Source organism: Streptomyces sp. NPDC002779 (assembly GCF_042888685.1).
Classification (GTDB): domain Bacteria; phylum Actinomycetota; class Actinomycetes; order Streptomycetales; family Streptomycetaceae; genus Streptomyces.
Genome location: NZ_JBIAQC010000006.1, coordinates 78,020 through 90,219, shown reverse-complemented (window position 1 = coordinate 90,219; position 12,200 = coordinate 78,020). Strand labels below are relative to the sequence as shown.

Genomic DNA, 12,200 nt, shown 5'->3' with positions numbered 1-12,200 from the left:
GACCGCGTCAAGCGGGGCCTGGACGACCGGAACGCCCCGCACGGGCGACGGTACGGACGGATGTTCAGCCGCGCCGGCGCGCCGCCTCGTACAGCACGATCCCCGCCGCCACACCGGCGTTGAGCGACTCGGCGCCGCCGGGCATCGGGATCCGCACCCGGAAGTCGCACGTCTCGCCGACCAGTCGGGACAGGCCCTTGCCCTCGCTGCCGACCACGATGACGACGGGACCGTGCAGGGCCGCCAGCTCGCCGACCTCGTGCTCTCCGTCGGCGGCGAGGCCGACGACGGCGATGCCCGCCTTCTTGTACGCCTCCAGGGCGCGGGTGAGGTTGGTGGCGCGGGCGACGGGGGTGCGGGCCGCGGTGCCGGCCGACGTCTTCCAGGCGCCGGCGGTCATGCCCGCCGCGCGGCGCTCCGGCACGACGACGCCGTGACCGCCGAAGGCGGACACCGAGCGGACGACGGCACCCAGGTTGCGCGGGTCCGTCACCCCGTCGAGGGCGACGATGAGCGGGTCCACGCCCTCGTCGTAGGCGGCGCTGGCCAGGTCCTCGGGGTGGGCGTACTCGTACGGCGGGACCTGGAGGACCAGGCCCTGGTGGTTGAGGCCGTTGGTCATACGGTCCAGCTCGGGGCGGGGGGCCTCCATCAGGTGGATGCCGCCGCGCTCGCCGACGAGCTGGAGGGCCTCGCGGACCCGCTCGTCGTTGTCGATGAACTGCTGGACGTACAGCGTCACCGCGGGCACGCCCTCGCGCAGCGCCTCGACGACGGGGTTGCGCCCGACGACCATCTCGGAGGTGCCCTTGCCGCCGCGGCCGCGCGGCGCGGGACGGCGTGCCGTCTGCTTGGCCTTGGAGGTGGCGAGGCGGTTCTTCTTGTGACCCTTGCGCATCTCGGCGGGCGGCGTCGGACCCTTGCCTTCCAGGCCCCGGCGTCGCTGGCCGCCACTGCCGACCTGCGCGCCCTTCTTGCCGGACATGCGGCGGTTGTTCGCGGCCATGACCTACCTGTCTCTGTGTGGCGGTGAAGTACGTACGTCTATGCAGTGTGCCGCCCGGAGGGCCGGGCGGCACAATCGATCACTGCGCTCAGCGCGCGGTCAGGCTCCAGCGCGGCCCGTGCGGACCGTCCTCGATGGCCAGTCCCGACTGCTTGAGCTGGTCCCGGATGGCGTCCGCGGTGGCCCAGTCCTTACGGGCCCGGGCGGCCTCGCGCTGGTCGAGGACCAGGCGTACGAGGCTGTCGACCACGCTGCTGAGGTCCTCGCCGCGGTCACTGTCGCCCGCCCAGTGCGGGTCCAGCGGGTCCAGGCCCAGGACGCCGAGCATGGCGCGCACCTCGGCGAGGCGGGCCACGGCGGCTTCCTTGTCGTCGGCGGCGAGGGCGGAGTTGCCCTGCCGGACGGTGGTGTGCACGACGGCGAGCGCCTGCGGGACGCCCAGGTCGTCGTCCATCGCCTCGGCGAAGGCGGTGGGCACCTCGGCGGCCGGTTCCACGGCGTGTCCGGCCAGCTCCACCACGCGCTGCACGAAGCCCTCGATGCGGGTGAACGCCGACTCGGCCTCGCGCAGGGCCTCCTCGCTGTACTCGATCATCGAGCGGTAGTGCGGGGTGCCGAGGTAGTAGCGCAGCACGATGGGGCGCCAGGCCTTGACCATCTCGCTGACGAGGACGGAGTTGCCGAGCGACTTGGACATCTTCTCGCCGCTCATGGTGACCCAGGCGTTGTGCACCCAGTACCGGGCGAACTCGTCGCCGTAGGCCTTGGCCTGGGCGATCTCGTTCTCATGGTGCGGGAAGATCAGGTCGAGGCCGCCGCCGTGGATGTCGAAGGCGGAGCCCAGGTACTTGTGCGCCATCGCCGAGCACTCCAGGTGCCAGCCCGGGCGCCCGCGGCCCCACGGCGTCTCCCAGCTCGGCTCGCCCGGCTTGGCGGCCTTCCACATCGCGAAGTCCCGGGAGTCCCGCTTGCCGGTCTCGCCCTCGCCGGAGGGCTGGAGGAGGTTGTCCAGCTCCTGGTTGGACAGGCGCAGGTACTCGGGGAAGGACTTCACGTCGAAGTAGACGTTGCCGTCGGCCTCGTAGGCGTGGCCGCGCTCGATCAGGCCGCGCATCATCTCGACCATCTCGGTGACATGGCCGGTGGCGCGCGGCTCGTACGTCGGCGGGAGGCAGCCGAGCGCGGTGTAACCGTCGTCGAACGCGCGCTCGTTCTCGTAGCCGATGGACCACCACGGGCGGCCCTGGTCCGCCGACTTGGTGATGATCTTGTCGTCGATGTCCGTGACGTTGCGGATGAACGTGACGTCGTAGCCGCGGTACTCGAACCAGCGGCGCATGATGTCGAAGTTCAGCCCGGACCGGATGTGGCCGATGTGCGGGGCCGCCTGCACGGTGGCACCGCACAGGTAGATCGAGACACAACCCGGCGTGAGCGGGGTGAAGTCACGGATCTGCCGGGCGCTGGTGTCGTACAGGCGAATAGTCACGTGTCCAGGGTAGTAGGCGCGGGCGGGTGCCTCCGACGGTTGTGGACAACTGTCAGCCCGGTGTTCTGGCCACCAGCGCCGTCGCCACCGCCATCAGACCTTCACCCCTACCGGGGAACCCCAGTCCGTCCGTCGTCGCCCCCGAGACGGAGACCGGCGCGCCCGCCGCCTCCGAGAGGACCTTCTGGGCCTCGTCGCGGCGCCTGCCGATCTTCGGGCGGGGCCCGACGACCTGGACGGCGATGTTGCCGATGGTGAAGCCGGCCGCGCGGACGATGCGCGCGGCCTCGGTGAGCAGGACGACGCCGGAGGCGCCCGACCACTCGGGCCGTCCCGTGCCGAAGTGCTGCCCCAGGTCGCCGAGGCCCGCCGCGGAGAAGAGCGCGTTGCACGCGGCGTGCGCGACGACGTCCGCGTCGGAGTGACCGGCGAGCCCGGTCCCCTCGCCCTCCCACTTCAGGCCCGCGCACCACAGCTCGCGGCCCTCCTCGAAGGCGTGGATGTCGGTGCCGATGCCGACCTGGGGCAGCAGGGGCGCCTCAGAAGCCATCGTTGAGCCTCCGGCGCGCCAGGACCGCCTCGGCGAGGACCAGGTCCAGCGGGCGGGTGACCTTGAAGGCCTCCTCGTGGCCGGGGACCACCACGACCTGGAGGCCGAGCTGCTCGACCATGCCGGCGTCGTCGGTGACGCGGTCGGTGACCGTCTCGTGGGCGCGGACCAGGGTCGTCCGGTCGAAGCCCTGCGGGGTCTGCACCGCGCGCAGCCGGGCCCGGTCCGGGGTGGCGACGACCCGCTCGGGCTCGCCCTCGCCGGCCGGCTCGACCGCCTTGACGGTGTCCGCGAGCGGCAGCGCGGGGACCACCGCGCCGGCGCCGTCCCGTACGGCCTCGATGACGCCGTCGACGGTGTCCACCGGGACGAGCGGGCGGGCCGCGTCGTGCACGAGGACGATGCCGTACTCGGGCGGCAGCGCGTCCAGGCCCCGCTTCACCGACTCCTGGCGGGAGTCACCGCCGGGGACCACCAGGAAGTCGGTGCGCTCCGGCAGGGCATGTGCGTCGAGCAGCGACTTCACCTCGGCGGCGCCCTCGGGCGGGGCCACGACGACGACCAGGGAGACGGCTCGGGAGGCGGCCATGGCGCGCACCGCGTGGATCAGCATGGGGGTGCCGCCCAGCGAGCGGAGTGCCTTGGGGGCGCCGGGACCGAGGCGTACCCCGCGGCCGGCGGCCGGGATCACGGCAGCCGTGGGGGTGGTCGCACGGGCCTGCGCGGGCGAAGGGCGCGATTCGTCAGACATCGGTTCCTGTCAGGTTTGTGTGCTGGCCTGGCGTGGGTATGGCCTGGGCAGTGCCGGGCGCGACGCCTTGACCGGACCCTTCCGTGACCCTGGTCGAGCCAGCTGCCCGGGCCCGGCACGCCAAGTATCGGGGGAAGCTCCCCCCGAGGAGTGCACGAGGAATGCACGGCGTGAGACGGCACGCACCAACGAACATGCCGCAGCGCCCGGCGACGTGGGTATGTCATCGGGCACCGCGGCATTTCAATGTGCTGAGTGGCTGAGCCTGCTGGCTGCGGGCGTCAGGACGCGAGGACCTCGTCGAGGAGCGCCTCGGCCTTGTCCTCGTTGGTGTTCTCCGCGAGGGCGAGCTCGCTCACCAGGATCTGGCGGGCCTTGGCGAGCATGCGCTTCTCACCGGCGGACAGTCCGCGCTCACGCTCACGACGCCACAGGTCACGCACGACTTCCGCGACCTTGATGACATCGCCGGAGGCGAGCTTCTCCAGATTTGCCTTGTAACGACGAGACCAGTTCGTGGGCTCCTCGGCGTACGGCGCGCGCAGCACCTCGAAGACCCGGTCCAGCCCGTCCTGGCCGACCACATCACGCACGCCGACGAACTCCGCATTGTCCGCTGGCACACGTACCGTCAGGTCACCCTGGGCGACCTTCAGCACCAAGTAGGTCTTGTCCACGCCTTTGATCTGGCGAGTTTCGATGGCCTCGATCAGCGCGGCCCCGTGATGGGGATAGACCACGGTGTCGCCAACCTTGAACGTCATGTGACAGGTACCCCTTCCGTGGCTATCCAGAGTAACACGGAAACCGCAGCTTCTGAATGGTGTTTTCGCAGGTCAGGGCATATCTCGGGGCTTGACAACAGCGACAGGAACGTGCTGCGCGGGCTGACCGGAACAAGGAATTCGCAGGTCGGAGCGGCTCTCCGGGCGAGGTGAAACGCGGCCGTCACACACATCAGGAGGCGCCGTCAAGCGGCCGAACATCCTGATATGTCCGGTTCCATGTGTGCGACTTCCGCTACTCCGTTCGGGGGCCGGAGGCGGGTACCGGACGATTCCGGAATTGATCACGAGGGGTCGGCGAGCACGGTCGGTGATCAATTTCCGGAGGGTCGCGCATTCCTTCACGGAAATTTCGCGAGCCTGTGTCGTGGGTATGCCCACGGGACTTATGTGAATGACAGACAGCTGCGGAGCCAAAGTGACTCGTGGGTCACTTGTGAGCGACGGGACCGGTGAAGCGGGACGCTTCCGCGGGGCCGGCCGAAGACTCTTGTGGGGTCCAGGGGAGGGTCGGGTGCGGCGGGGCGGGAACGGCTCGGTAACCTAAGCGCGCTGACAGACACTTAGGGCGGCTTTATGCGCCCGCCCCGTTCGAGTCAAGGAGTTGCCGCCGCCGTGAGCAGCAGCCTTCGACGCGGCGTCATCGCCGCCGCCGCCATCACGTTCTCGATTCTTCCGCTCGCCGCGTGCGGAGCCGGCAACAACGCACAGACCCTGGAAGTCAAGCCGGACAACGCCGCCACCACGGTCGGCGACATCAAGGTCCAGAACGCCGTGATCATCACGCAGCCGGACCCCGAGGCGAGCGACCCGGCCGTGGTCGCCGCGACCCTCTTCAACGAGGGCACCCGCGCCCAGACCCTGGAGTCGATCACCATCGAGGGGGCGGACGAGCCCCTGGAGCTCAAGCCCGCCAAGGGCAAGAGCCTGTCCATCCCGGCCGGCGGCTCGCTCACCCTCGGTGGCTCGGGCAACGCCTCCGCCCTGCTCTCCGGCACGCCGGAGAACGTCAAGGACGGCAACGCCCAGCCGATGACCTTCACCTTCAGCGAGACCGGCGACGTGTCCCTGCGCGCCTTCGTCGTCCCGGCCGAGAGCTACTTCACCGGCTGGGGCCCGACCGCGGTCCCGTCCGCGCCGGGCGAGGACACCGCGTCCCCGACGACGGAGCCGACGGGCGAGGCGACCGGCGAGGCCACGGGCGAGCCTGCCGAGGGCGCCACCGGCACCCCGACCGACGCCGCCTCGGCCTCGGCCACGGAGTCGCACGCCGCGGCCGGCCACTGAGCGACCGTACGACGGAGAAGGGCGGGACCCCCTGAGGGTCCCGCCCTTCGTCGTACCGCCCGTCAGACGGCCTACGGCTCGAACTTGTAGCCCAGCCCCCGCACCGTCACCAGGTACCGCGGTGCGCCCGGGTCGGGTTCGATCTTTGCGCGCAGGCGCTTGACGTGGACGTCGAGGGTCTTGGTGTCGCCGACGTAGTCGGCGCCCCAGACCCGGTCGATGAGCTGCATCCGGGTCAGGACGCGGCCCGCGTTGCGCAGGAGCATCTCCAGGAGGTCGAACTCCTTGAGCGGGAGGTCGACCTTCGAGCCGGAGACCGTGACCACGTGGCGGTCGACGTCCATACGGACCGGACCCGCCTCCAGGGCGGCCGGGGTGACCTCCTCGGGCTCGCCGCGGCGGCGCAGGACGGCCCGGATCCGGGCGACCAGCTCGCGGGACGAGAACGGCTTGGTGACATAGTCGTCGGCTCCTATCTCCAGGCCGACGACCTTGTCGATCTCGCTGTCCTTGGCGGTCACCATGATGACGGGGACATTGGAGCGGCCGCGCAGCTGGCGGCAGACTTCGGTGCCCGGCAGGCCGGGCAGCATCAGGTCGAGCAGGACGAGGTCGGCGCCGTTGCGCTCGAACTCGTCGAGACCGTCGGGCCCGGTGGACGCGACGGCGACCTCGAAGCCCTCCTTGCGGAGCATGTACGACAGGGCGTCTGAGAAGGATTCCTCGTCCTCGACGACGAGCACTCGGGTCACGGATGGACCTCCGGGGCGGAAAGCGTCTGGTACGCGGCTGACTCGGGGGGTGTGTCGTGGGACGGATCGGCGGGGCGCCCGGCCTCGTCGTCGAGGGCGGGATGCTGCTGAGCTCGGTCGCGGGCCGCGCCCGCCTCCGGCAGTCTCAGGGTGAACGTGGAGCCCTGTCCCTCGGAACTCCACACCGTGACCTCCCCGCCGTGCGAGGCGGCCACGTGCTTGACGATCGCCAGCCCGAGCCCCGTACCACCGGTGGCACGGGAACGGGCCGGGTCGACGCGGTAGAAGCGCTCGAAGATGCGCTCCTTGTCCTTGTCGGAGATGCCGATGCCCTGATCGGTCACGGCGATCTCGATATGGTCGCCGCCCGGTGCGGTCAGCCGGCGGGCGGCGATACCGACCCGGGTCCGGGCGGGCGAGTAGTTGACGGCGTTCTCGACGAGGTTGCCGAGGGCCGCGGCGAGCTGGCCGCGGTGGCCCCAGATGCTCAGGTCGGCGGTGCCGCCGGCCGCCATGGTGATCTGCTTGGTGCCGGCGGCGTGCCGGCAGCGGTCGACGGCCTCGGCCACCAGTTCGTCCACGCGCACAGGCTCGGCGTCCTCCAGCGGGTCGTCGTTCTGCACCCGGGAGAGGTCGATCAGCTCCTGGACGAGGTTGGTGAGCCGGGTCGCCTCGATCTGCATGCGCCCCGCGAAGCGCTCCACGGCCTCCGGGTCGTCGGAGGCGTCCATGACGGCCTCGGACAGCAGGGAGAGAGCGCCCACGGGGGTCTTGAGCTCGTGGCTGACATTGGCGACGAAGTCGCGCCGTACCGCCTCTATCCGCCGGGCCTCGGTGAGGTCCTCGACGAGCAGCAGCACCAGGCGGGAGCCGAGCGGCGCCACCCGGGCGGAGACCGCGAGGGCCTCGCCGCGGCCGGTGCCGCGCCGGGGCAGGTCCAGTTCGACCTGGCGTATCTCGCCGTCGCGCCGGGTGTCCCGGGCCATCTGGAGCATCGGTTCCACGGAGAGCCGTCCGCCGCGCACCAGCCCGAGGGCGTACGCGGCGGAGCTGGCCTTGACGACGGCGTCGGCCTCGTCCAGTACGACCGCGGAGGAGCGGAGTACGGACAGGACCGTGTCGACGCCGGGGGGCAGTACCGGATCGGTGTGCAGGGAGGTTCTGGTGGGTCGCGCCTGGTCGCGTTCGCTCCAGCGGAACGCCAGCATGGCGACCACGCCGGTGAGTACCCCGGCAATCGCTGCCGCTGCGGCGACCGCCGCGTTCACGTCCATGCTTCCAGGTTAGGCACGGGTTCGGTCCAGGCCACAGCCATCCGAGTGCGAGCTCGAACACTCGTCGCCCAGAGTTCACCTTGGTGCCAGCGATGGTTCATTTGGGGTGGCAGAAACGGACGCGTGCGGGTCGGACGGTGAGAGCGTGGGGTGCGATAGCGCCGGTTCAGCAGGACGTGCACACTGGCCCCGGCCCCCGGAACCCCAAGAAACACGTACGAGAGGGAACCCTCATGCGGGACGCGTACCACGAGGAACTTGACTCGATCAGCGACAGCCTGGTGGAGATGGCCCGCCTGGTCGGGTCGGCGATCGGACGCGCCACGACGTCGATCCTCGACTCCGACCTGAAGCTGGCCGAGAGCGTGATCGAGGCCGACCAGAAGGTCGACGACCTCCAGCACGACCTGGAGGCGCGGGCGATAGCCCTGCTCGCCCGTCAGCAGCCGGTGGCGACCGACCTGCGGATCGTGGTCACCTCGCTGCGGATGTCCGCCGACCTGGAGCGCTCCGGCGACCTGGCCCAGCACGTGGCCAAGCTCACCCGGCTGCGTTACCCGGAGCGGGCCATTCCGCACGATCTGCACGCCACGATCCTGGAGATGGGCCAGCTCGCGCAGCGGCTGATGGCGAAGGCCGCCGAGGTCATCGTGACCAAGGACGTCGACCTGGCGCTCCAGATGGAGACCGACGACGACGCGATGGACCTGCTGCACCGCACGCTCTTCCAGCACCTGATGGACGAGCGCTGGAAGCACGGCATCGAGACCGCCGTGGACGTCACCCTGCTCGGCCGCTACTACGAGCGGTTCGCCGACCACGCGGTGGCGGTCGCCAAGCGGGTGGTGTTCCTGGTGACGGGCGAGCACGCCGACAATCTCCAGCAGGACATCGCGGCCGTGAAGGGCGTGGAAGGGGCCTGACACCGCTCGGGGGCGTGCGTGAGAGCCCCCGTGCGCCGTTGATGCGCCCAGTGGAGCGGGCATGCAATGGGGAACAGGCACCAGCCTCGACGAGGAGGGACCATGGCCGACTCCCCCGGCACGCCCGGCACCACACCCGACCCCACGCAGGAACGCCCGACCGAGCAGCCCGCCGAGATCCAGAACCTGATGCTGATCGGCGCGTGCGGCTGCGGGTCGGGCTGCCAGTGCGGCTGCCAGTCCGGCAACCCGTGCCAGTGCGGTTGAGTGCTTCTGCTCTTACGACGGTGAAGGGCGTACGACGGTGAGGGGCCCCGGCGCGGCTGCCGGGGCCCTTCGTCGTGCTCGCGGGCTTCGTCGTGCTCGCGGGCCGGTGGAGGCGCAGCATGGAAGGAGGACCGGAAGGAGGCGTGCCATGGCCCGGTTCATGGACGTACACCACGGGATGCAGGGCATCACGTCGGATCAGCTGCACGAGGCCCACAAGGCGGACCTCGCCATCGAGAAGGACGAGGGGGTCCACTTCGAGCGGGCCTGGGCGGATCCGGAGTCCGGCACCGTCTACTGCCTCTCCGAGGCGCCCTCGGCGGAGGCGGTGCAGCGCATCCACGAACGCGCGGGGCACAAGGCGGACGAGGTCCACGCCGTGCCGCTGACCGTCTAGCGCGGGAAAAAGCCCCCTACCAGGGGTGGAAACCGCTGGTAGGAGGCTTGCTCCGAGAGATTGGAGCGAGTTGCTCCGAGCGGGCGACTACTTCTTCTTGCCCTGGTTCTTCACGGCCTCGATCGCTGCGGCCGCCGCGTCGGGGTCGAGGTAGGTGCCGCCCGGGTTCAGGGGCTTGAAGTCGGCGTCGAGGCTGTAGGACAGGGGGATGCCCGTCGGGATGTTCAGGCCCGCGATGTCGGCGTCCGAGACGCCGTCCAGGTGCTTGACCAGGGCGCGCAGGCTGTTGCCGTGGGCCGCCACCAGGACCGTGCGGCCGGCCAGGAGGTCGGGGACGATGCCGTCGTACCAGTAGGGGAGCATGCGGACGACGACGTCCTTCAGGCACTCCGTGCGGGGGCGCAGCTCCGGGGGGATGGTGGCGTAGCGCGCGTCGCCGGACTGGGAGAACTCCGCGCCGTCCTCGAGCGGCGGCGGCGGGGTGTCGTAGGAGCGGCGCCAGAGCATGAACTGCTCCTCGCCGAACTCGGCCAGCGTCTGGGCCTTGTCCTTGCCCTGGAGGGCGCCGTAGTGGCGTTCGTTCAGGCGCCAGGAGCGGTGGACCGGGATCCAGTGGCGGTCGGCGGCCTCGAGGGCCAGCTGCGCCGTACGGATCGCCCGCTTCTGGAGGGACGTGTGGACCACGTCGGGCAGGAGGTCGGCGTCCTTCAGGAGTTCGCCACCGCGGACTGCCTCCTTCTCGCCCTTCTCGTTGAGGTTGACGTCCACCCAGCCGGTGAACAGGTTCTTCGCGTTCCACTCGCTCTCGCCGTGGCGGAGGAGGATCAGCTTGTACGGTGCGTCGGCCATGAGAAGGAGCGTAATCGAACCTTCTGATCACTTGCGCCCCCGACCAGAAGGCGGACGGTTGACGGGATCTGTTAATTGAGTGGCCCCCGGCCGACGGCACTTCGTAAGTTGTGGTTGCCGCTCGCGCCACTTACACATCCGGGGGATTCTCATGTCTGTCGCCGCCCTGAGACGTGCCGTCCGGGAGACCGTCTCGGGGCTGCCCCGGGAGTTCTGGTGGCTGTGGACCAGCACCCTCGTCAACCGGCTCGGCGGCTTCGTCGCCACCTTCATGGCGCTGTACCTGACCCTGGACCGCGGCTACTCCGCCTCCTACGCCGGTCTCGTCGTCGCCCTGCACGGCCTCGGCGGTGTCGTCTCCTCGCTCGGCGGCGGGGTGATGACCGACCGGCTCGGGCGGCGGCCCACGCTGCTGGTCTCGCAGAGCGCCACCGCCGTCTCGGTGGCCGCGCTGGGGTTCGTGCAGCACCCCGCCGCCATCGCCGGCGTCGCCTTCCTCGTCGGGATGGCCTCCAACGCCTCCCGGCCCGCCGTGCAGGCGATGATGGCCGACATCGTCCGGCCCGAGGACCGGGTGCGCGCGTTCTCGCTCAACTACTGGGCCATCAACCTCGGTTTCGCCGTCTCCTCCATGGCCGCCGGGTTCATCGCCGAGTACAGCTACCGGGTCGGCTTCCTCGCCGAGGGCGTCATGACCCTGGCCTGCGCGATCGTCGTCTTCCTGAAGCTGCCCGAGTCCCGGCCCGAGCGCACGGAGGCGGTGAAGGCCGAGGAGTCCGCCGTAGGACTCGGGACCGTGCTGCGGGACGGGCGGTTCATGGGAGTCGTGGGCCTGTCCTTCCTGATCGCCCTCATCTTCCAGCAGGGCTACATCGGCCTGCCCGTCGCCATGGGCGACGCCGGGTTCACCCCGGCCGACTACGGCATGGCCATCGCCGTCAACGGCGTGCTGATCGTCGTCCTGCAGATCCCGGTCACCCGGTTCATCGAGCACCGCGATCCCCGGCGGCTGCTGGTGATCTCCTCGGTGCTCGCCGGGTACGGCTTCGGGCTGACCGCCTTCGCCGGGTCCGTGGGTCTGTTCGCCCTCACCGTCTGCGTCTGGACCCTCGCGGAGATCGTCAACGCCCCGACCCAGACCAGCCTGGTCGTCCGGCTCTCCCCCACCCACGGCCGGGGCCGCTACCAGGGCATGTACACCATGTCCTGGGCCGTCGCCTCGCTGGTCGCGCCGCTGATGTCCGGGGTCGTCATCGACCGGTACGGCGCGGAGTGGCTGTGGGGGCTGTGCGCGGTGATCGGGACCGTCGCGGGGATCGGGTACGGCGTGCTCATGCGCCGCCTGCCGGCCCCGGAGACCCCGGCCGCGGCGCCGGCCCCGGCCCGCCCCGAGACCGCCGCCGCCTGACGCCCGGGGGTGCCCCTCAGGGGTGCATCCGGGCTCCCTTCAGCACCTTGTCCACCGCGTTGCGCGGCCCGTGCACGGCCAGCCCCACCAGGTCCAGGTCCCGCGTCGGCACGGCCCGAACGGCGGCCCGGTTGTCCCGGTCGTTGCCGGTGGCGAACAGGTCGGACGTGAACAGGGCGCGCGGCAGCGCCCGCGACAGCACGCGCGCGTGGGCCGCCGTCAGCGTCTCCTTGGAGCCCTGGAAGACCAGCACCGGCTGCCGGAACATCGGCAGGTACGCCACCTGGTCGGCGTCCTCGTACGGCTCCCCGATCACCTCGGGGACCTGGGTGCCCAGGCCGCTGACCAGGAACGCGGTCACGTTCAGCCGCTGCCAGGGCTCCAGGTCCTCGCGCAGCAGCACGGCGATCTTCGTGTCGAAGCGGATCGGTTCGGCGGTGAGCGGGTTCGTCGCGTTCATGG

At 70.7% G+C, this 12,200-nt stretch carries 14 protein-coding genes; 5 read left to right on the top strand and 9 right to left on the bottom strand.

The window, feature by feature from the left end:
• Nucleotides 1-64 precede the first annotated feature (64 nt).
• From rlmB to ACFYW5_RS18480, 5 genes are all read right to left on the bottom strand, one after another.
• Nucleotides 65-1,006: a 23S rRNA (guanosine(2251)-2'-O)-methyltransferase RlmB gene (gene rlmB / locus ACFYW5_RS18500; RefSeq protein WP_389418071.1), complete on the bottom strand. Its 942-nt coding sequence runs from the start codon at nucleotides 1,004-1,006 to the stop codon at nucleotides 65-67.
• An 88-nt stretch (nucleotides 1,007-1,094) separates the two neighbouring features.
• Nucleotides 1,095-2,495: a cysteine--tRNA ligase gene (gene cysS, locus ACFYW5_RS18495; RefSeq protein WP_389418070.1), complete on the bottom strand. Its 1,401-nt coding sequence runs from the start codon at nucleotides 2,493-2,495 to the stop codon at nucleotides 1,095-1,097.
• 52 nt (nucleotides 2,496-2,547) lie between these two features.
• A complete protein-coding gene (gene ispF, locus ACFYW5_RS18490; protein ID WP_389418069.1) occupies nucleotides 2,548-3,045 on the bottom strand; it encodes a 2-C-methyl-D-erythritol 2,4-cyclodiphosphate synthase in 498 nt (165 codons plus the stop codon).
• Complete coding sequence (gene ispD / locus ACFYW5_RS18485; protein WP_389418068.1) at nucleotides 3,035-3,796, bottom strand: 2-C-methyl-D-erythritol 4-phosphate cytidylyltransferase; 762 nt, start codon at nucleotides 3,794-3,796, stop codon at nucleotides 3,035-3,037. The genes ispF and ispD overlap by 11 nt, the downstream gene beginning before the upstream one ends.
• 281 nt (nucleotides 3,797-4,077) lie before the next feature.
• Nucleotides 4,078-4,560, bottom strand: a complete 483-nt coding sequence (locus tag ACFYW5_RS18480) for a CarD family transcriptional regulator (RefSeq protein ID WP_003953493.1) — start codon at nucleotides 4,558-4,560, stop codon at nucleotides 4,078-4,080.
• 636 nt (nucleotides 4,561-5,196) lie between these two features.
• Between ACFYW5_RS18480 and ACFYW5_RS18475 the strand changes: the two genes are divergently transcribed.
• The gene (locus tag ACFYW5_RS18475; protein WP_389418067.1) at nucleotides 5,197-5,868 is read left to right on the top strand and encodes a DUF461 domain-containing protein; all 672 of its coding nucleotides are present in this window, start codon (nucleotides 5,197-5,199) and stop codon (nucleotides 5,866-5,868) included.
• 71 nt (nucleotides 5,869-5,939) lie between these two features.
• Here ACFYW5_RS18475 and ACFYW5_RS18470 read toward each other — a convergent pair whose 3' ends face one another.
• Nucleotides 5,940-6,620, bottom strand: coding sequence for a response regulator transcription factor (locus tag ACFYW5_RS18470; protein WP_127179272.1), 681 nt, complete (start codon nucleotides 6,618-6,620; stop codon nucleotides 5,940-5,942).
• Complete coding sequence (locus tag ACFYW5_RS18465; RefSeq protein WP_389418066.1) at nucleotides 6,617-7,894, bottom strand: sensor histidine kinase; 1,278 nt, start codon at nucleotides 7,892-7,894, stop codon at nucleotides 6,617-6,619. The genes ACFYW5_RS18470 and ACFYW5_RS18465 overlap by 4 nt, the downstream gene beginning before the upstream one ends.
• Before the next feature lie 233 nt (nucleotides 7,895-8,127).
• On the opposite strand from ACFYW5_RS18465, the gene phoU reads away from it, so the two are divergent.
• The 3 genes from phoU to ACFYW5_RS18450 all read left to right on the top strand — a co-directional run bounded on the left by phoU (nucleotide 8,128) and on the right by ACFYW5_RS18450 (nucleotide 9,481).
• Nucleotides 8,128-8,817, top strand: coding sequence for a phosphate signaling complex protein PhoU (phoU, locus tag ACFYW5_RS18460; RefSeq protein ID WP_351982500.1), 690 nt, complete (start codon nucleotides 8,128-8,130; stop codon nucleotides 8,815-8,817).
• A gap of 102 nt (nucleotides 8,818-8,919) precedes the next feature.
• Nucleotides 8,920-9,084: a hypothetical protein gene (locus ACFYW5_RS18455; protein ID WP_389418065.1), complete on the top strand. Its 165-nt coding sequence runs from the start codon at nucleotides 8,920-8,922 to the stop codon at nucleotides 9,082-9,084.
• 148 nt (nucleotides 9,085-9,232) lie between these two features.
• Entirely contained in the window at nucleotides 9,233-9,481 is a 249-nt protein-coding gene (locus tag ACFYW5_RS18450; protein ID WP_389418064.1) for an SCO4226 family nickel-binding protein, read from the top strand.
• Between the two features lie 87 nt (nucleotides 9,482-9,568).
• On the opposite strand, the gene ACFYW5_RS18445 is transcribed toward ACFYW5_RS18450, so the two are convergent.
• Nucleotides 9,569-10,330, bottom strand: a complete 762-nt coding sequence (locus ACFYW5_RS18445) for a phosphoglyceromutase (RefSeq protein WP_389418063.1) — start codon at nucleotides 10,328-10,330, stop codon at nucleotides 9,569-9,571.
• 151 nt (nucleotides 10,331-10,481) lie between these two features.
• Between ACFYW5_RS18445 and ACFYW5_RS18440 the strand changes: the two genes are divergently transcribed.
• Entirely contained in the window at nucleotides 10,482-11,738 is a 1,257-nt protein-coding gene (locus ACFYW5_RS18440) for an MDR family MFS transporter (RefSeq protein WP_389418062.1), read from the top strand.
• 16 nt (nucleotides 11,739-11,754) lie between these two features.
• Here ACFYW5_RS18440 and ACFYW5_RS18435 read toward each other — a convergent pair whose 3' ends face one another.
• Complete coding sequence (locus ACFYW5_RS18435) at nucleotides 11,755-12,198, bottom strand: DUF2000 family protein (RefSeq protein WP_389418061.1); 444 nt, start codon at nucleotides 12,196-12,198, stop codon at nucleotides 11,755-11,757.
• Nucleotides 12,199-12,200: the final 2 nt, after the last annotated feature.